Source organism: Spiroplasma sp. hyd1 (genome assembly GCF_016082235.1).
Lineage (GTDB): Bacteria > Bacillota_I > Bacilli_A > Mycoplasmatales > Mycoplasmataceae > Spiroplasma > Spiroplasma poulsonii.
On sequence record NZ_JXYY01000022.1, the window covers coordinates 1 to 18555 of the forward strand.

The window sequence follows — 18555 nt, forward strand, 5'->3', positions numbered from 1 at the left end:
TCATTCCAAAGTGTTATTTCATGTTATTATGTGTGCTTTATTTATTTTTATTGGTTGTATTGGATGAGCATTACTGACTTTACGGTTTGTCCAAATTGGGAAATTACCAATGGAAAAAAATAGTTATGCTAACACATTAGCTGTTATTTCATTTTTAGCATTTACCCCTGATGCTTGGTTTAATTATGTTGCTGGAGCAATTGGAAAATCATTCACCGATCAACAAACAAAAGGTTATAATTTAGAAGGAATTCAAATCTTATTAATGATTGCTATTGGCAGTGTTTTAATTGGTTTAATATGTGGAATAATCCTTTATTGTCTAAATAAAAGGGAGGTAAAAAAACTGAATAAAACTTCGTTCCGTTGACGAGAATTGGGAAATATTTAGTTTAGTTTATTTTTAACTTATATTTTAATTTAGTATAATATGTTCTTTGGTGATAATAATATTTAAGCAAGGATAATTCTTTTCCTTTTTTTATTTTTTTAGTATAATAAAAAGATAGGAGAATTTAAGAATGAAGAAAATATTAACTTTGTTAATGGGGTTGTCTTTAACAACAACAGCAGTTAATACTGTTATTAGTTGTCAAACAAACAATATGTCAGAATAAGAACGTGGGGGTTTTGATTATCAAGGAGATTTGAAAATTCTAAATGTGATTACAAGATGAATTACTGATGTTATTCAACAATATGAAACCGAAGAAACGCTAATTGATATTAGAGATTATTCAATTCCTGAATTTGAAAAATTATTTTCTATTGTAAGTAGTGATAAAGCAATACAAGAATTAGATTTTAATGATAAGATGGTTGCACCCGTTTTATCGATGTTAATGAATAGTTTTATGACTGTTTTTGATAGGGTTAATTATGAAATTGCTCATGAGTATTCAAACTATTATTATGACAGTTTTCCAATGACAATTAATCAGAATACAATGAAGTTTAATTTAAACTATATTGATGTTGATAAGTTAGGAGCAATGACAAGAATTAACACGAATGGTTTAAAAGGAGTTCGCTTAGATTTTAAACTAGAAATTGAAATTCAATTTAAAACACTAAAAACACGTGTTCTTTTGATGATTCAGTATACCATTACTAATGATGGTTCTCGGATGTCAAAAATTTTAAGTGCTGTGACGGGGGCAGTGTCAAAAGCTATTGTTAAATCTTTTAACATAAATAGTGGTGATATTATTGTTGATCAAAATCCAGCTTATAGAAAGATTTATGATAATTTTGATTTAAATTATGCATTTGATCATAGTATGGTGGATATGATTGTTCAAAAGGAATTAGATACTGCTTTACAAGGTGATGAGGAACTTGGTGATATCCGTAAAATTATCACTTATGCTCCTGATAAAGAAATTTTAACTTTATTAACAGCAATTATTAATCCTGATACAAATGGGGTGACGCCACGACTACCAGAGGATGAAAAATATACGTGAGTTAATACTGGTTATGCACCAGATAAATTAACTCCTGAAAACTTTTTAGAATATTATGGGAAGAAATTAAATATTTTAACAAGTACATCAGGACCAAAATTACAGTTAGGGCAATTTAAGGTTAATTTAGCAAATGTTTTAGTCGCCGGAGTTCCTTTACGAGGAAGTGTTTTAAATGATGGAAAACCGTTTTATATTAATATTGGAATTACTCGTGAGGGAATGATTAATAAAATTAAAAATTTTGGGAATATTATTACTANTTTTTATNAATANTANAAAATTACTTGGGATATTAAAATAAATAAAGAAGTAGCTATTTTCTTAAAACTTAATGTATATAATACTCTAGTTTATAAATTAAAAAATGAATATTGAAAGGATAATAATTTTTGAGATTATTTATTAGAGACATTCAAAGATGATCCAATAAATAGCAAATTGCCAGATATTGATAAGTTTTCAATAAAATCAGATAATATAATTCCTCGTTTGGATCAGGATAGAGCAATCTATGTTGAAAAAGAATGATTATATTTTGTAAGATTTCAATTTGGTGTTAATGCAATAACAAATAATATATATTATTCACCCTGTCCACCGAAACAATTTTCTTTATCTTGAGATAACACTGCTCGTGGTGGGGAACGTAATAATTTATTATTTCGCCGTGATATTTGCCGGAGCATTTATTAAACTTGGTGAATTAAACAAAGAAACAGAATTTGGGTGAGTTATTGAACCATTATTGCCATTAGAAAAAGGTGGTAAATTAGAGGTTAATAATTGTTTTGCAATGCATTGAAAAAATGCTAAAGTTCGTCGTGGGTCATTAAATGATTGAAAAGCAGCGGTCCAAGAGGTTACAAAAACAGATAACAAAAAGGAATTCCAAAAACCAATTAATATTAAAAGTGATAAAATTATTAAAGCAACAATGATGAAAGTTACGGAAGCACACCCAATTTGAGAAAAAAGATAAATTAATCTTGTATTTATGGAAAAAATAATATAATATTAATTATGCAATACCAAAAATGATATTTTTGGTAAAGGAGATAGTGGGAATGAAAAAATTGTTAAGTGTTTTTACTGCAGTTGGCATTTTAGCTACTTCAGTAACATGAGTTGCTGGTTGCAGTCCAGTTCTTGACCTACCTTATATTTCAAATAATAAAATTTCAGAAAATACAAAGAAAGCAATTAATAATGCTGTTTTAAGTAATGACAAAGATGCTAAAATTAAGTCATTATTTGATTATAATCTTGATGAGTGATCAAATCCTAACTTTGAACCAGTTAAAAATATTATGACGGTAAAGTCAAGTTCACATAATCTATTTAATCAAGCACAGCAATATTTAGCAATGCAACAAAAGTTGAATAATAATGTAGCAATCAAAAAAGATACTTTAGAATAGACTTCTTGCGATACCCTTTTTTATTAAAATATTATTATAAAATATAATTTATGAGGACATAAAAATATGAACAATAATAAATTTAATACTCTTAATGATAGAGAATGGTTAAGATTAACAGGAATAAAAAAATCCACTTTTAATAAAATGTTAGATATTTTAAAAGTTGCTGAAATAGAAAAATTTAAAAAAGGTGGTAAAACTAATAAATTATCATTAGAAAATAGATTATTGATGACTTTATTATATTGACGAGAATATCAGACTTATTTTCATCTTGGTAAAAGTTTTGATATTAGTGAGGCTAATTGTTATCGTAATATTAAGTGAATTGAAGATATTTTAATTAAAAACTCTGATTTTCAACAACTTGCTGGTAAAAAAGCACTAATAAATGATTATTTTAATGATAAAACTATTATTATTGATGCTACCGAAACTCCAATCCAACGCCCAAAAAAAGACAAAAACAATCTTATTCTGGTAAAAAGAAAAAACACACGATCAAAACACAAGTAATTATCGAACAAGAAACCAAAAAAATTATTGCAACAAGTTTTTCGCTCGGAAAAAAACATGATTATGCTTTATTTAAAGAATCAAAAATCCCAATTTTAAAAAATACCAAATTAATAGTTGATAGTGGTTATCAAGGAATACAAAAAAATCACAATAATGTTCTAATACCTACAAAGAAAACAAAGAAAAACCCTTTAAACAAAGAACAAAAGCAATATAATAGACTAGTTTCAAAAATGAGAATTATTATTGAAAATATTTTTGCTATTCTTAAAAAATTTAAAATTATTACAGAAAAATATCGTAATCGAAGAAAAAGATTTGGTTTAAGATTTAATTTAATTGCCTCAATTTATAATTTACAATTATTATATTTAACATAAAATATTTATTTAAAATTAAATAATTTAAATAATAAATTAATTTTTCGTTGTGGAAAAATATTAAATTTTTAAATAAAAAACATAATTAATTAAAATTATATTTTTCTATTAGTATCTTTTTTACAAATATTTGCAATTTTTTAACAAGTAATGCAAGAAGTCTAATATATGCAGAAAAGTTTATTATCTTCGCATGATATGATTAGTCAACCGTGACCAAAAGTTGTTGAAAAATATAATTGATATTTAGACGCCAAAAGTAAAAATCAAACCGTGAGTGATTTAAATCAATTAGTAAATTATTTTGATGGTAGTTCTTGAAACAAAAATTTAATTGATAAAAAACGTTGATTATATGTTGACCAAGTTCGTAGTAATAATCCAAATGATTGATTTAAAGATGCTCATGCGTGATCATTAAATTCAAAGAGTGCACGTTATAATGGAAATACTAAATTTGATCAAGGGATTTTTTATCATATCTTACTTAATACTTTTTTAACAGAAGTTAACAATGAGTATAATGTTAAATTAAGAGCAATTTGAAATGAAAATGATAGTCAAAATATTATTAGTCCAGATATTGCGGGGATTACGTTTGCTTTTACAACATCAGATCCAAACAAGTGAACAAAATACTTTGTTGATGGACACCCAATCGTTGAAAGTAATGCCAATATTTTTGAAAACTTGCCAATTTTACCAATTGAGCAAACAGTTGGTGTTAAATTAGTTGTTGCTGACATTTATGGACGTATTTCAAGTTATCTTATTGGAAACTTTGTTATTTCTAGTTTATTAGGTTTACATAGTGAGAATTAGTTTTAATATGAAAAAAGAGACTTAATCTCTTTTTTCATTGATAATTAAATTTGATGTTTTTATCTTAAAAATAGTTAGGTAATACTGGAGAAAATCCTAGCGTTATGGTATTTAATTTAAGCAAATTTCTTGCGATAAGTTATTTTAAGATGGAAATAAATTTGATAAAGATTTCATTTTCTTGCATTTTTACTAGTTTTAAATAAAAATTATCTTGTAAACAGTTTTAAAGTTTACATTTTGACCGTTGAATATTAGGTAATATTAATTAAATTACCAGAATAATTTAGAGGATAATGATTTGAAGAAAATTTTAGGATTATTAACAGCAATAACATTGAGTAGTACGAGTGCGATTAGTGTTATTAGTTGTCAAAAAAACCAACTTATTTGTTTGGTGGATCAACATCAGTTCAAGGCTTAATGAATTCTGTTTTAAAAAAATTTACCCAAGAACATGATATTAGAGTTGCTTACAATAGCAGTGGTTCTAGTGGTGGTGAAACGGGGATTAAAGATAATACTTTAGTGCTTGGTTTTACTTCACGAGTTTTAAAACCAGAGTTTACAAAAGCTCCGTATGCTGGTCTGAAATTTGCCATTGATGGTATTTTGTTAATTGCCAATTTACCATCAGATTGTAAGCAATCAGATTCAGAATTAGATCTTGTTAGTAGTAAGGTTAATATTTTGCAACAAATTTATCAAGGAACAACAAAAACCTGAGGTGACTTGTTAGGATGTCAATCTTCAACAAAAGTTATTCCAATTAATCGTGAACAAAATTCAGGAACACGTGATGTTTTCCAAGCAAAATTACAGATTAAAGAATTTAGTTCCCAGTTACGAACAGCAAATAATACTGCTGCGGCAATTCAAGAAGTAAAGAATGTTCAGGGGGCAATCGGGTATGTTTCATATGGTGCGAAAAAATTAGTATCTGAAGCTAACTTAAGTATTTTGAAATATAAGGGCATTGCAGCATCACCTGCAACTTTACAAACAGATTATGGTTTAAAACGTTATTTTGAACTGACATTTCGTTTAAAAGATAATAAAAATTTATCATTAGTTAAAGATTTTCTGTTGTTCTTAAAAAATAAAGAAAAGGGTCAACAAGCAATTCAAGCTGATGAACTAGTTCCGGCTTGAGAATGATATGGAACAAATCTTTTTTCTGATTTACCAACCTTAGATTAATTTATGCAGCAGATTAATAGTAATATCTTTAAACGGAAACAAATTACTGATCGTCTTGCAAAAGTAATAATTACTTTATTTTCATTATGTGGCATTATTGCTGTCTTTTTAATTATTTATTTTATTGTTGCTAGTTCGATTCCGGCGTTACGTTACCAAGGATTTTGAAATTTTTTAACAGGAACTAAATGGGTTATTAATAATGAAACAGGAGAATACCAGTTTGGTGCTTTAACGTTTATTGTTGGTACAATTTTAGTTTTAACATTAGCGATTATCATTGCGGCTCCGTTAGCAATTTTAACCGCTCTTTTTGTAACCGAATTTTTATCACCGCGACTAAGAACTTTTATTATCTTTATTATTGAATTATTAACTGGAATTCCCCCAGTTTTATTTGCGGTGTTTGGTCGGGAAACAATTGGAATGTTGTTTGTACGGATGGGAGCTACTGGTCCAACCAATTTATTAACAGCAGGTGTTATTTTAGCTTTCTTAGCTTTACCAACAATTTTTGCGTTATCAGCAAATGCCTTTTTAAGTGTTCCTAAATCATATCGTTTTGCTGCTTTGGCAATGGGTGCATCACGAACATATACCGCTTTTAAAGTTGTTAAAAAAGCGGCAAAGACAAAAATAATTGGGGCTGTAATTTTTGGAATGTGTCGTGTAATTGGTGAAGTGACAGCAATGATTTTATTAACGGGAATGGCGGCACAAATTCCTAATTTAAAAGAAGGTTTTTGAGGTTTTTTATTTAGTCCAATTGCAACTTTAGCCACACAAATTGGGATCGAATTGCCTGAACATGTTGCTAGTTTACATCGTTCGGCTTTATTTGCGTTAGGATTAATTTTATTATTGATGGTTTCAATTTTGAATATTATTATTTTAGCGACGTATAAAATTCAACGCCAAAAAGAACGGGGGAAGCATTTAATCCGTGGGTGAAAACAAAAACAACCCCAACCTTTAACTAAGATGTTAAGAGACGAAAAACATTCATCAACCTTATCGCAAGAAAGTTTTTTAGCTTTAATTAATAAAAAAATATCAACTAATTATTATAATAAAACAATGAATTATTGTCGGATTTTTTGAATGATAATAGTTTGTTTAGTAACCATTAGTTTTGCTGCTTGAATTATTTTAAATATTATTAGCAATGGCTTTGCTGCAATAGGTTATTTATCGCAGTTTAATGCAAGTGCTTTTATTGGCTATTATGAATTGCCACCACTAATCATTTCAACGCTTATGTTAATTTTTACAGGAACATTTTTATCAATTCCAATTGGAATTATTACGGCAATTTGCTTAAGTGAATATGCGCGTAAAAATAGTCGTTTAGTAATTTTAATTCAATTTTCAACTGATGCTCTTGTTGCGCCATCAAGTGTTTTTGCTATTTTTGGTTATGTTGTTCTTGTTGTGGGGTTACAATTAGGCCATAATTTCTGATCAGCCGGATTAATGTTTTTTATAATGACGTTGCCGATTATTATTCGTGTGGTTGAAGATGCCCTTCGGAATGTGCCGCAAGAATATCGCGATGCTGCTTTAGCATTGGGAACAAGTAAGATTGGAATGGTTTGTAAAGTTGCTTTACCAAATGCCAAAGGGGGGGCATTGTGACAGGAGTAATTTTTGCAATTAGTAAGATTATTACAGAAACGGCACCAGTGCTTATTATCTTAACTTCTTCACCCTTTATTCCAACTAGTTTTAACGATATTGGAACAACGTTAACGGTAAAAGTTTTTCAATTAGTTAATGAACCAGGGCTATTACTAGTTGTTTCTAATCAACTCCAAGTTTCATTAACTGAATTAACAAACCATATGATTCATCATTTGTCCTTTATTATTATTTTATTTGTGTTGGCATTAAATATTTTTGTTAAAATTATTGGATCGTTTGAAAATAATCGGCAACCAAAATGATGAACAACAATTAGTACTTTAGTTAAATGTTATTGTGGTTCTTTATTAGGACGAAAAAATGCTTGAAAAAAACAACTGCAAAAATCTGGGTATAATTCAAATAAAACTGCAAAAATTACTGTAAAAGTAAAAACTTACAATGAACAATTATTGCAATTGTATCAAACAAAGTTGACAAAGTTAAAGAGCCAAGCAGAAGGTATTAATCATCAGCAAAAACGGGATAATTATCAATTGTCAATTACTGCTTTAGAACATAAGATTCAAAACTTACAAGAGGAAATGGAATAAATTATGATGAAAAAAACAACACAAACTTCGCAGAATAAAATTAAACAATGATTTAAAAAACTTTTTCGGCGCTTAATAAATCAACATCAATATGACCTATTAAAAGTGCCAACTGTTTTACCAAAAAATGTAATTTTAGGAATTGAAAAGTTTAATTTTTATTATAATTTTGGGACAAAACAAGCGTTATTTGATATTAATTTAAACATTTTAAAAAACAAAGTTACTGCTTTAATTGGCCTTTCAGGTTGTGGAAAATCAACTTTATTACAAGCAATTAATCGAATGAATGATTTAATTGAAGGGACAAAGATGAGTGGAGCAATTATGTATAATGATAAAAACATTTATCAATATCGCCAAAATATTATTTCATTACGGACTAAAATTGGGATGGTGTTTCAAAAACCAAATCCTTTTCCAAAATCAATTTATGAAAATATTGCTTTTGGTTTAAAAAGTTTAGGAATTTTTGATAAAAGAATTCTTGACCAAACTGTTGAAGGATCATTACGACAAGCAGCATTATGAGATGAAGTTAAAGATAATTTGCGGGACTCAGCATTGAGTTTATCAGGGGGACAACAACAACGACTTTGCATTGCCCGCGCAATTGCTTTAAAACCAGAAATCTTACTAATGGATGAACCAACAAGTGCGTTAGATCCAATTGCAACTGCAAAGATTGAAGAGTTAATTTCTGATTTAAAAAAGGATTTTACGATTATTATTGTAACGCATTCATTACAACAAGCAGCTCGGATTTCGGATTATACTGCTTTCTTTTGAATGGGAGAGTTAATTGAATATAATAAAACAGCACTATTATTTTCACATCCGCACGAAACAAAAACAGAAGATTACATTACAGGACGTTTTGGTTAAAAGAAATAAAATATATGATAAAATATAATTGTCCGCAAGGACAGTTTTCTACGTTTATTATAACGTTAAGGTGTGTTTGGGGTTATTAACCGCTATATAAATCAATAACTCTACACCCAAGCACTTAAAGCGGTTCAGAGTTATTTAAAAGCAAAACGAAACTAACACTTGTTGTTAGTTTTTTCATTTGAAAAAGTAGATTATTCATTAAAAATTAGTTATATTTATAATGAGATTAGGGAGGTTTGACTGGTGAAAAAAAAGTTATTTTAATTGTTGGACCAACAGCAAGTGGTAAAACAGATTTATCAATTCAAGTTGCCCAACAATTTAAGGGAGAATGTGTTAATGCTGATGCAACGCAAATTTTCAATGGGTTGAATCTTGCAACAAATAAAATAACACCCGCTGAACAAGCAGGAATTCCCCATCATTTATTATCAACAATTGATTTAAATGATAATTATTCCATTAGTACTTACCAAGAACAAGGACAAGTTGTGTTAAAACAACTCTGAGCAAAAGACAAATTGCCAATTGTTGTTGGTGGTAGTGGCTTATATATTAATGCTTTATTAAAAAAATATAAATTTTCTAATCAAGGTCGTGATTTAACAAAAGCAAAAGAATATGAACAAGATTCAAATCAAGTCTTATGAGAAAAATTAGCAGCAATTGATCCACAAGAAAGTGCTAAAATTCATCCTAATAATCGGAAACGAGTTTGACGCGCATTAGAGTATTACTTTCAAACAGGAACTTTAAAATCAAGCAATGATCAAGCACATAATGATTGGTATGCTGAGCCATACATTATTGGGTTATTGCCCGATAAAGCAGAACTATATCAACATCTTGCTGATCGTGTTTTAACCTTGACAGAACGAGGTTTATTTGCTGAGGTTAAAGCAGCATATGAATATTGTAATTATGATGTAACAAAACAAAGCATGAAAATTATTGGTTGTCCAGAAATTATCCAGTATTTAAAAGGAGAAATTTCTTATGAAGCAGCATTAGCAGCAATGGTACAAGCTAATAAAATTTATGCAAAGAAACAAATAACATGATTTAAACATCAATTAACAAATGTTCATTGATACCCATTCCATTATGAACAATTTAAGGATGTTTGTCACCAAATTATTCTTGATTTACAAAATAGTCATTATTTAAAATAGGAGGCCCCCCATATGAAAATTCCGTCAGATTTGCAATCATTTGCAGAAATGGTTCAAACAAAACGTCATCACATAAAAACTAATGAACAAATGCGAAAAGATTATTATGTTATCAAAAAAACAAAATTAATAGCAGCAAAAGAACAAGGGTGACGAAGAAAAAGAAAAAACCTTAAGAAAGAGTATCAACAAGAACTTCATCGCTATTATTTAAATGCAAATCATTTTTTTACTGAACAGATTCTAGAAGTAAAAACAATAATTAATTTAAATCTTATGACAATAACAAACTTAAAAAAGAGTACTACCAAGGCTAATAAAAGTGAAGTTAAAACACAAATTAAAACATTACAAAAGAATAATAAAGTTAACTATCAAAAGTTAAATATTTTACAACCACATTTATTTTGAACAATTGTTTTAATGTTTATTAAGATTGCTTTTATTGGTTTTGGTGGCGGGAATGCGATGCTACCAATTATTTTTTCTGAAATTGTTGAAAAGAAAGGATGAATTAGTGCAGAATATTTTGATAAAATTGTTATTTTATCAAATGCTTTGCCAGGACCAGCAACAATTCAAGTTCCTGCTGTGATTGGTTATCAACTTTACGGGTGATGGGGGGCATTAGCAGCTTCTTTGTGAGCTAATTTTCCTCTAATGTTATTAGTTGGAGTTTTGACTGTTATTTTGCAAAATGCTATTCCTGAGTTATATTTGGCATACATATCATTAGCCATTATGCCCGTTATTTTAGCTTTAATTTTTGTTTTAATTATTAAAATGTTTCGTTCTTCGATGAAAGAAATTACATTATTTGTTTCTTTACCAATTATGATTTTTTGAATTATTTTTTTAGTGGCGGTTCCAGCTCCTTATAATATTCCAGCAATTGTTGTTATTGTAATGTTGATAATTAGTTTAATTGTTTATAGTTATAAAAATAGACCACAAAGAGGACAAAAATAATGGTATTAAATATTATTCTTTATATTATTATTTGTTTTTTAGTCGGAATTACTACTTTTGGTGGTGGACAAGTTTTTTATGTTATTTTTAATTCGTTATTTACGCTAATTTTAACGCCAACAGTTGCAAATGAATTAGTTACTGTGCAAGACTGAAATTGAGGATTAATTTTTTCATCAGTAACTCCAGGACCAGTATCTACTCATTTAACGGCTTATTTATCAATTTTAGTTTCAAAACAAAACTTTGGGCTATCACTATTAGTAATGATTATATCTTATGTTGTGATTACCTTGCCAGCAACAATTATTATGGTTAGCGTTGATAAACATGTTTCAATGGAAAGCAAACAATTTGGGTACATTGCAAAATTATTAAAACCAGCTATTATTGTAATTCTATTTTATTTAATTATTGATTTGATTTTTTCAGTTGCTAATTTTAATTTATATGGGGGAACTGCAAAAACAGGACCCTATAGTTTTATTACAGGTAATTGGGTTGAAATTGTTAAAGTAAGTGTTTATTTTATTGTTGATTTTAGTTTAGCTGTTTTCATTTTTCTAAAGTATAAAAAAGTTAATCCGTTATGAGTAATTTTAGGATCGGGGGTTATTGGGTTCTGTATCTTTTATTTTATCCATTAATTTCAGGTATTTCTAGTAAATAACTATTAAATTATTAGAATTTTTTGATATAATATAAAATGTCAAAACTTAAAAACTATTTTATATTTAACTAGATATGACTACAGTAATATTTTTTACTTACAAAAATTATATTTAATAATAATTTTATTAATAGACTATTTTTAATAAGAGGAAAATAATGAATAAGAATTATTATAAGATATTAGAAATATCATCAACTGCTTCTGCTGAAGAAATAAAAGAAAATTTTCGTCGTTTAGCAAAAAAAATATTATCCAGATATTTCGAAAGAGAAAAATGCTGAAAACAAGTTTCGCGAAATTACTGAAGCATATGAAATTTTATCAAATCATAAAACAAAACAAGAGTATGATGAAAGTTTATTTGTTCCTAGTTTTGATGATGTAAAACATCATTATTTTTTTGATTTTAATGATAAAGTTTGATTAAAAAAACGCTTTAAAAAACCAAAAAAAGGACCATTACTAGTTGGGAAAGTTGTTTTGAAAGCAGTTAATGTTATTAGTTCAGGGAAAGCTAATGTTACTTTATTAGTTGAAGAAAATTGCAAAATTTGTGATGGAACAGGGTATTACCTTGAAAATGATTTTGATTATTTCTGTTCGACTTGTAGTGGTTTTGGTCGGTATGAAGAACAAAAAATAATTGTTGTTTACTTACCAAGTTTATCAAAGCCAAAGCAAAAAGTAACAATTCACCGTGTTGGCCATGCTGGCTATGCTGGTGGTGAACGGGGGGCGTTCGGTTAAAGTTAGTTCTTTACTAGCCTTTGTTCATAAAAAGCAAAAATAACAAAAAAACGAACAAATTGTTCGTTTTCTTTTAGTATAATGATAATAATGGATTTAAGAAAAGGAAGAACGATGAAATTTATTGATGTTGCAACAATTAAATTATTTGCAGGGAAAGGCGGCGATGGAGCGGTTGCTTTTCATCGTGAATTGTATGTTCCCAAAGGAGGACCATCGGGTGGTGATGGTGGTGATGGCGGTAGCATTATCTTTGTTGGGGATGAAGGAATGAACACCTTATTAGATTTAAAGTATCAACGTGAAATTAAAGCTCTTGATGGCGAAAATGGTACAATTAAAAATATGCATGGGAAAAATGCTACTAACAAATATATTAAAGTACCATTGGGAACATTAATCTATAATAATGAAACCAATGAAGTTATTAGCGATATTGTTGCTCATCAGCAAGAGCTTGTTCTTGCGAAAGGGGGACAAGGTGGTCGTGGTAATGCTCGTTTTGCGAATGCAAAAAATAAAGCACCAACCATTTTTGAAGCAGGTGATTTAGGGAAAACATTAGAAATTCGTTGTGAATTAAAAGTTTTAGCTGATGTTGGACTTGTTGGATTACCAAATGCTGGTAAGTCGACATTATTAGCTAAAATTTCAAAAGCAAAACCCCAAATTGCTGATTATCCCTTTACAACTTTAACACCGCAACTAGGAGTTGTTCGTGATCAAAATAATGATAGTTTTGTTGTTGCCGACTTACCAGGATTAATTGCGGGCGCTGCGGAGGGAAAAGGGTTAGGACATGACTTTTTACGCCATATTGAGCGTTGTAAATTAATTGTGCATGTCTTAGATATGTCCGGAAATTATGGAACAGAAGATGTTTATCAAAATTATTTAAACATTAAAAGTGAATTAAAAGATTATAATTATAAATTAGAACTCCGCAAAGAAATTATTGTGGCAAATAAAATGGACCTTGAAATTTCTCCAGCAAATTTAGTAAAGTTTAAAGCGCAGATGCCAAGTGCTGAGATTATTGAGATTAGTGGTTTAAAAAATCAAAATTTAACATTGTTAGTAAATCAAATTGGTGCTACTTTAGCAACAATTAATGAAAATAAAGCTTTATGACAATTAGATGAACTACCCACAGAACAAGAAGATTATAAGGTATATACTTATAGGACACCAATTGAAACAGAAGTAGTTGTCGATAATCTTGGCAATGGTGTTTGAAAAGTGAGTGGTCCCGCTGTTCAAAAAGCATATCAAAAAACACCAATCACAACATATGATAATTTATTATTATTTAATAAAAAATTACAAGACTTAAAAGTTTTTGAAATGTTACGAGCAAAAGGAGCACAACAAGGAGATGTTGTTCGAATTTTTGATTACGAATTAGAATGGGATGGATAATGATGAAAGATTTAAAACAATATTTAACATATTTAACTGATTGAATCAAATCAGAAGTAACAAAAGCACATTGTGATGGGGTTGTTATTGGTCTATCTGGTGGAATTGATTCTGCTGTGGTTGGGTTATTAGGACAAAAAGCTTTTCCTGAACAACATTTAACGGTTATTATGCCTTGTCATTCTGATCAATTTGACCAAGAATGTGCAAATTTACTAATTAATAAACACCAGTTAAACCATCAAATTGTTGATTTATCATCAACATATGATCAATTAGTGACAACTTTAGCATTACCACCACACCAATTAGCATTAAGTAACATTAAACCACGATTACGAATGACAACCTTATATGCTTTAGCACAAAGTCATAACTACTTGGTGTTAGGAACGGATAATGCTGATGAATGACATGTTGGTTATTTTACCAAATATGGTGATGGGGGAGTTGATTTAGTGCCACTTATTCACTTGTTGAAAGGTGAAGTCCAACAAGCAGCACATTTATTGGAGGTTCCAACTGAAATTATTATGCGTCCCCCAACAGCGGGATTATGAACAGCACAAACAGATGAACAAGAAATGGGTGTTAGTTATCACCAGTTAGATGCTTATTTGCAAGGAAAACCAGTTCCAGCCGCGGCAGCAAACCGAATTCAACATTTGCATCAAGGTTCAGAACATAAACGGCAATTACCAAAAGCACCACCAGTTGTTTTTAGTTCTTTAATTAACGAATCAAAAAAGTAAAAATTATGAAAGCATAAACATAATGAAATATTTTTATTCCAACAGTTAAGATCATTTAACAGGTTAAGTTTGACTAAGTTAGAATAAAGCGTATAATTATACTAACTGGTAATCACACTTACGAGACTTTTTTGTCTTATAAGTGTGATTTTTCTATTTCAGTTAACAAAATAAGTAAGATAAATAATAATTTTATAGGTTATGGAAATATTAATGGAAAGATATGAGGAATAAAAATATGGAACAAAAAGAAAATAAATTAATGAATTTAGATTTACCAAAAACAAGTTTTCAAGGTTTTTTCACTAAAAAAGTTAGTGTTAATGGTAAAGAAACAGAGCAAGAATTTGCCAAAATTAAATACGCTTAGGATCAAACATTTAATGTTTTATCTTCATGTTTTAAAAAACATTTAGTAAATGATACACAAGAAGTAAGCACTGATGGCAAAATTCATTTATCAAATTGAGTTAATAAAAATGCCAAAGCTACTGAATATAACTTTATTCGAATTGCAATGAATCCTGAAAAAGATGTACAAATTTCAATTAAAACACCAGAATTTGACACATTAACAGGAAAATCAAAGTTTGTATACAATAAAGTATCATTTAAAAACTTGTGTACCCATTTACAACCGGAACGTGATAAAGTTGTTGAAATTAAAAACAATCCTAAATTATCACGTGAAAAATCAATTAATTTTAAAAATCAACAGGAAGCTGATCGTCAATTAGCTGCACAAAATAAAAAGCAATTACAGCCATAGATATTAATTATTTATCTTTACTTATTTTTATAAATATATATTTATGAAAGTGAGACAAATATTATGGACAGAAAACAATTAAATTTAAATGACTATATTGTCAACAATAATGGATCAGTTATTGGTAAACATGTATATGAATGAAATACAGATACTAAAGTAATTACTTTAAAACTAAATAATGGTAATTTTATAACTATTGGCAAAAGTAAAAAAAGTAATAAAGCGCAAGAAAAAGCTTTAAAAGTAGCCAAAAGAATTAAAAAATGAGATGACAAATATAATCAGGTTAAAAAACCATTTTTAATGAAGAAATGAAAATGGGATTTAAAAAAAGAGCAAATTAGCAAAGAAACTCTTAGAAATGTTTTAGCAGAAACAGTTGATGCAAAAAGACAAACTGAACTAATTACTTCAAATTTAAAAAACAAAATTGAAGATACTCAGCAAGAACAACAAACTAGTTTAAATGTTGAAAAGCCCTCAGCTAAAAAGGTTGAATTATCTGAAATTGAAATATTAAAAAATGAACTTCTTAATGAAAAGAAAAAATTAGCAGAAGCTAATGAAAAACTGAATCTTTTGTTAAAAGAAGTTGCAACATTACGTAAAGAAAATGCAAATTTAAAAACTGCAAATAAAAAATTAAAAAAACAAAAAGTAGTTAAACCTGCTTTAACAGTTTAGGAGAATAATCATGGAATTAACAGTCAATTACAGAGAATATAGTCATCCATATCGATTAAAGACGTTGCTAGAATTATGGAAAAAAATTGATAATGAATATTTTTATTCTCGAAATCAAAGAGTAAATTCATTAGATAGTAATATTTTTACAATAGATATCGGAAATCAAGAATTTCAAGCTATTTGCCAAAATTTAAATATTAGATTATTAATAAGTACTTTAAATGAGTACAAAGAATTTGATGAAGAAAGTTTTTATAAAAACATAGATGCTTTGCCAACAGATATTAGAGAATATAATGTAGTTAATTTTAATAAATTATTTCCTGCATCAGGTTTTATTGAAGAAGCTCTTGATCGAAAACAAGCAATAAAAGAAATTAAAGAAATTTATAGTAAAAATCCAGAATATACATTTTCAGCTAATGGCTATTGTCCAACTGATGATATTGAAGATGATTTAACTGGTGATGGTCATTATTGAACCGATTGAGTGGATATTGATGCTGAAGAATTAATTGCCAAACTTGATGATCCAAATTATCAAATTGAAACTTGAATTTGTAATGAGTTATATCAAGATCAAGTTTTTAGTCAAGAAAAAATTCAAGAGAATTTACGCACTATTGAAAATGAAAAGCAGTATGTTACTAAACTTGAATCTATTGGAATTGAAGTTCAGAAAGAAAACGAAGTATTTAAAAAAGTAGTCATTGAAAATAAAGCTACAATCGCAAATTTAACAGAAAAATTAAATCGATTAAGTTCTCAAGTAATAAATTTAAATAAAGAGAACAAAAATTTAATTAAAACTAATAATGATTTAAAAACTAAATTACATAATGTAGAAAAAAGTTATCAAGAATTTGGTGAACTTTTATAGGAGGTGACTTAAATGTCAGAAACAACAAATTGAGAAACAATATTAATTAATAAAAATAGAATTGAAAAAGAATTAGAGAAAACTCTAGTTATTAATTATGATGAAAGTAAAAACTTTATTTATCCAAAAAAACTTGTTTTTCCAAAAAGTAAAACAATGGAAGATTTAGCAAGCTTAGACGATGCTAAATATGTTAATTTATCATTTCCGGTTGACGGTGATTTTAAAACGGTTACTGTTAAAGAAAAAAAGGGAATTAAAAATGAAGATGGTAATTGAGTAAATAAAGAAGAAATTCTAGACTTAAAAGATTTAAAAGAGCATTTTAAATCTGAAAGTATAGAAATTTGAAAAACAGTTAAGGAGTTAAAAGAAAATTCATAATCTTTTTCTTTCAATTTTGGCAACAATTCATATTCCGTTTCTAGCAGATGGTGGAGATATTCCTAATCCACCAGATTGAATGAGTTTAGCAGATGCCTTTGGAGCATGAATGAAACCATTTTTTATTGCAGTAGCTGTGGTTGCTGGAATAGCTAGTGTTGGAACCTTAATTACTTGAGGATGGCGCTTTAAAAAGGCAAAAACAGCTGCTGAACGAAGCGAGTGTTGAGAAGGCCTATTAGGGTGATTTATTGGATTACTTATAATTTGTTTGGCATCTTCAATTGTAGCAATTATTGTATCTGTAGTTAAAACTAAAACATAGTTTTAACTAGTACTATCAAATAGAAAATAGAAAGGAGTTGATAGTTTGATTCATTTATATTTAGATTCAGTAATTGGTGATGCAATTTTAAAAGCAATTTATACTGCAGTTTGAGGAATGTTTATTCAAGGTCCATTACAATTAATTAGTCAATTTAATCAAATTTTAGTTTGATTAGCTAGTGGAGTAATTTTTGCGCTTATTTTTGGTAATAAAAAACTTGATGGAACTGATACATTTACTTTTTCGGGAATTCCATCAGTTTTTTGAGGATTTTGTATTCTAGCATTCTTTGTTTTAGTAGTAATATTTATGATTCAATATTTTAAAATTATTTATAGTGATGTTGTTAAAATGAAACCAGCCCTTTTTGAAGCACTCAAAGGATCTGGTAAAGCTTTATTATTTATTTTTATTATTCCATTTGCCTTTTTCGTTGCAAATGAATTAATTGTATTTTTAAATAATGGAACTCAAATGATTTTTGGCGCACAAAATGTAAATATTGCTGATGTACTATATCATTTGGGAGATGCTGAATGAGATGAAACATCAGGGGCACCAAGCAATTATGGAGTGCCTGGTAATGTTTTAAAGTACAATATGTTTATTCAAATAATAGGAACATACTTTTTTGTATATGCCTTAATAATGACTGGATTAGCTTTAACCGGGAAAGTAATTGAATTATTTATTTTATTTATTACTGGCCCAATTGTTTTTGCTAAAATGCCAAACGATGGTGGACAAGCAGCGGGAGTATGGAAAAACTTGTGTATTACTAAATTAATTGCTTCATGAGGGACGTTAACTTCATATTCATGCTTTACAATGGC

Annotated in this window: 23 protein-coding genes and 3 pseudogenes; all 26 read left to right on the plus strand. The window is 28.5% G+C overall.

Annotated elements, in window-relative coordinates; all coding sequences use genetic code 4:
- Positions 1-391 (plus strand): annotated as a pseudogene (locus TS70_RS03365) (MFS transporter); the annotation flags it as partial.
- 130 nt (positions 392-521) lie between these two features.
- Positions 522-617 (plus strand): lipoprotein, encoded by a 96-nt coding sequence (locus tag TS70_RS07475; RefSeq protein ID WP_232332407.1) that lies wholly within the window; start codon positions 522-524, stop codon positions 615-617.
- Positions 618-2136: 1519 nt separating this feature from the next.
- Positions 2137-2448, plus strand: coding sequence for a hypothetical protein (locus TS70_RS03375; RefSeq protein ID WP_198049406.1), 312 nt, complete (start codon positions 2137-2139; stop codon positions 2446-2448).
- A gap of 85 nt (positions 2449-2533) precedes the next feature.
- On the plus strand, positions 2534-2887 hold the full coding sequence (locus tag TS70_RS03380) for a lipoprotein (protein WP_198049407.1): 354 nt from the start codon (positions 2534-2536) through the stop codon (positions 2885-2887).
- 66 nt (positions 2888-2953) lie between these two features.
- Positions 2954-3789 (plus strand): IS5 family transposase gene (locus TS70_RS03385; protein WP_105628856.1). Its coding sequence is split into 2 segments (ribosomal slippage): positions 2954-3350 and positions 3350-3789, totalling 837 coding nucleotides; the frame shifts between segments, so codons are not numbered across the junction.
- Between the two features lie 168 nt (positions 3790-3957).
- A complete protein-coding gene (locus tag TS70_RS03390; RefSeq protein ID WP_198049408.1) occupies positions 3958-4611 on the plus strand; it encodes a hypothetical protein in 654 nt (217 codons plus the stop codon).
- A gap of 301 nt (positions 4612-4912) precedes the next feature.
- Entirely contained in the window at positions 4913-5035 is a 123-nt protein-coding gene (locus tag TS70_RS08835; RefSeq protein WP_158676126.1) for a lipoprotein, read from the plus strand.
- Positions 4981-5811, plus strand: a complete 831-nt coding sequence (locus TS70_RS03400) for a PstS family phosphate ABC transporter substrate-binding protein (RefSeq protein ID WP_232332408.1) — start codon at positions 4981-4983, stop codon at positions 5809-5811. Before TS70_RS08835 ends, TS70_RS03400 begins: the two co-directional genes overlap by 55 nt.
- 3 nt (positions 5812-5814) lie before the next feature.
- Positions 5815-7455: an ABC transporter permease subunit gene (locus tag TS70_RS08470; RefSeq protein ID WP_198049410.1), complete on the plus strand. Its 1641-nt coding sequence runs from the start codon at positions 5815-5817 to the stop codon at positions 7453-7455.
- A complete protein-coding gene (locus tag TS70_RS03410) occupies positions 7443-8045 on the plus strand; it encodes a hypothetical protein (protein ID WP_198049411.1) in 603 nt (200 codons plus the stop codon). The genes TS70_RS08470 and TS70_RS03410 overlap by 13 nt, the downstream gene beginning before the upstream one ends.
- A gap of 3 nt (positions 8046-8048) precedes the next feature.
- Complete coding sequence (gene pstB / locus TS70_RS03415; protein WP_241460334.1) at positions 8049-8930, plus strand: phosphate ABC transporter ATP-binding protein PstB; 882 nt, start codon at positions 8049-8051, stop codon at positions 8928-8930.
- 245 nt (positions 8931-9175) lie between these two features.
- Positions 9176-10111: a tRNA (adenosine(37)-N6)-dimethylallyltransferase MiaA gene (gene miaA, locus TS70_RS03420; protein ID WP_127092279.1), complete on the plus strand. Its 936-nt coding sequence runs from the start codon at positions 9176-9178 to the stop codon at positions 10109-10111.
- Between the two features lie 12 nt (positions 10112-10123).
- A complete protein-coding gene (locus TS70_RS03425; RefSeq protein ID WP_198049412.1) occupies positions 10124-11080 on the plus strand; it encodes a chromate transporter in 957 nt (318 codons plus the stop codon).
- Positions 11080-11727, plus strand: a complete 648-nt coding sequence (locus tag TS70_RS03430) for a chromate transporter (protein WP_198049413.1) — start codon at positions 11080-11082, stop codon at positions 11725-11727. Before TS70_RS03425 ends, TS70_RS03430 begins: the two co-directional genes overlap by 1 nt.
- Before the next feature lie 181 nt (positions 11728-11908).
- Positions 11909-11983, plus strand: a pseudogene (locus tag TS70_RS08840) (hypothetical protein); the annotation flags it as partial.
- A gap of 22 nt (positions 11984-12005) precedes the next feature.
- Positions 12006-12092 (plus strand): annotated as a pseudogene (locus TS70_RS08845) (DnaJ domain-containing protein); the annotation flags it as partial.
- A 141-nt stretch (positions 12093-12233) separates the two neighbouring features.
- On the plus strand, positions 12234-12500 hold the full coding sequence (locus TS70_RS03440) for a hypothetical protein (protein WP_198049415.1): 267 nt from the start codon (positions 12234-12236) through the stop codon (positions 12498-12500).
- Between the two features lie 114 nt (positions 12501-12614).
- Positions 12615-13919, plus strand: a complete 1305-nt coding sequence (gene obgE / locus TS70_RS03445; protein WP_198049416.1) for a GTPase ObgE — start codon at positions 12615-12617, stop codon at positions 13917-13919.
- Positions 13919-14671 (plus strand): NAD(+) synthase, encoded by a 753-nt coding sequence (gene nadE / locus TS70_RS03450; protein ID WP_174842682.1) that lies wholly within the window; start codon positions 13919-13921, stop codon positions 14669-14671. Before obgE ends, nadE begins: the two co-directional genes overlap by 1 nt.
- Positions 14672-14909: 238 nt before the next feature.
- Positions 14910-15041, plus strand: a complete 132-nt coding sequence (locus TS70_RS08100; protein ID WP_255516859.1) for a hypothetical protein — start codon at positions 14910-14912, stop codon at positions 15039-15041.
- A gap of 147 nt (positions 15042-15188) precedes the next feature.
- A complete protein-coding gene (locus tag TS70_RS03455; protein ID WP_040093363.1) occupies positions 15189-15440 on the plus strand; it encodes a hypothetical protein in 252 nt (83 codons plus the stop codon).
- A gap of 63 nt (positions 15441-15503) precedes the next feature.
- A complete protein-coding gene (locus TS70_RS03460; RefSeq protein WP_198049417.1) occupies positions 15504-16127 on the plus strand; it encodes a hypothetical protein in 624 nt (207 codons plus the stop codon).
- Between the two features lie 10 nt (positions 16128-16137).
- The gene (locus tag TS70_RS03465) at positions 16138-17010 is read left to right on the plus strand and encodes a hypothetical protein (RefSeq protein WP_198049418.1); all 873 of its coding nucleotides are present in this window, start codon (positions 16138-16140) and stop codon (positions 17008-17010) included.
- Between the two features lie 12 nt (positions 17011-17022).
- On the plus strand, positions 17023-17394 hold the full coding sequence (locus TS70_RS03470) for a hypothetical protein (RefSeq protein ID WP_198049419.1): 372 nt from the start codon (positions 17023-17025) through the stop codon (positions 17392-17394).
- Positions 17395-17410: 16 nt separating this feature from the next.
- Complete coding sequence (locus TS70_RS03475) at positions 17411-17719, plus strand: hypothetical protein (protein ID WP_198049420.1); 309 nt, start codon at positions 17411-17413, stop codon at positions 17717-17719.
- Between the two features lie 45 nt (positions 17720-17764).
- The coding region (locus TS70_RS03480) for an Mbov_0396 family ICE element transmembrane protein (RefSeq protein WP_443028833.1) at positions 17765-18555 on the plus strand (791 nt) is incomplete at its 3' end.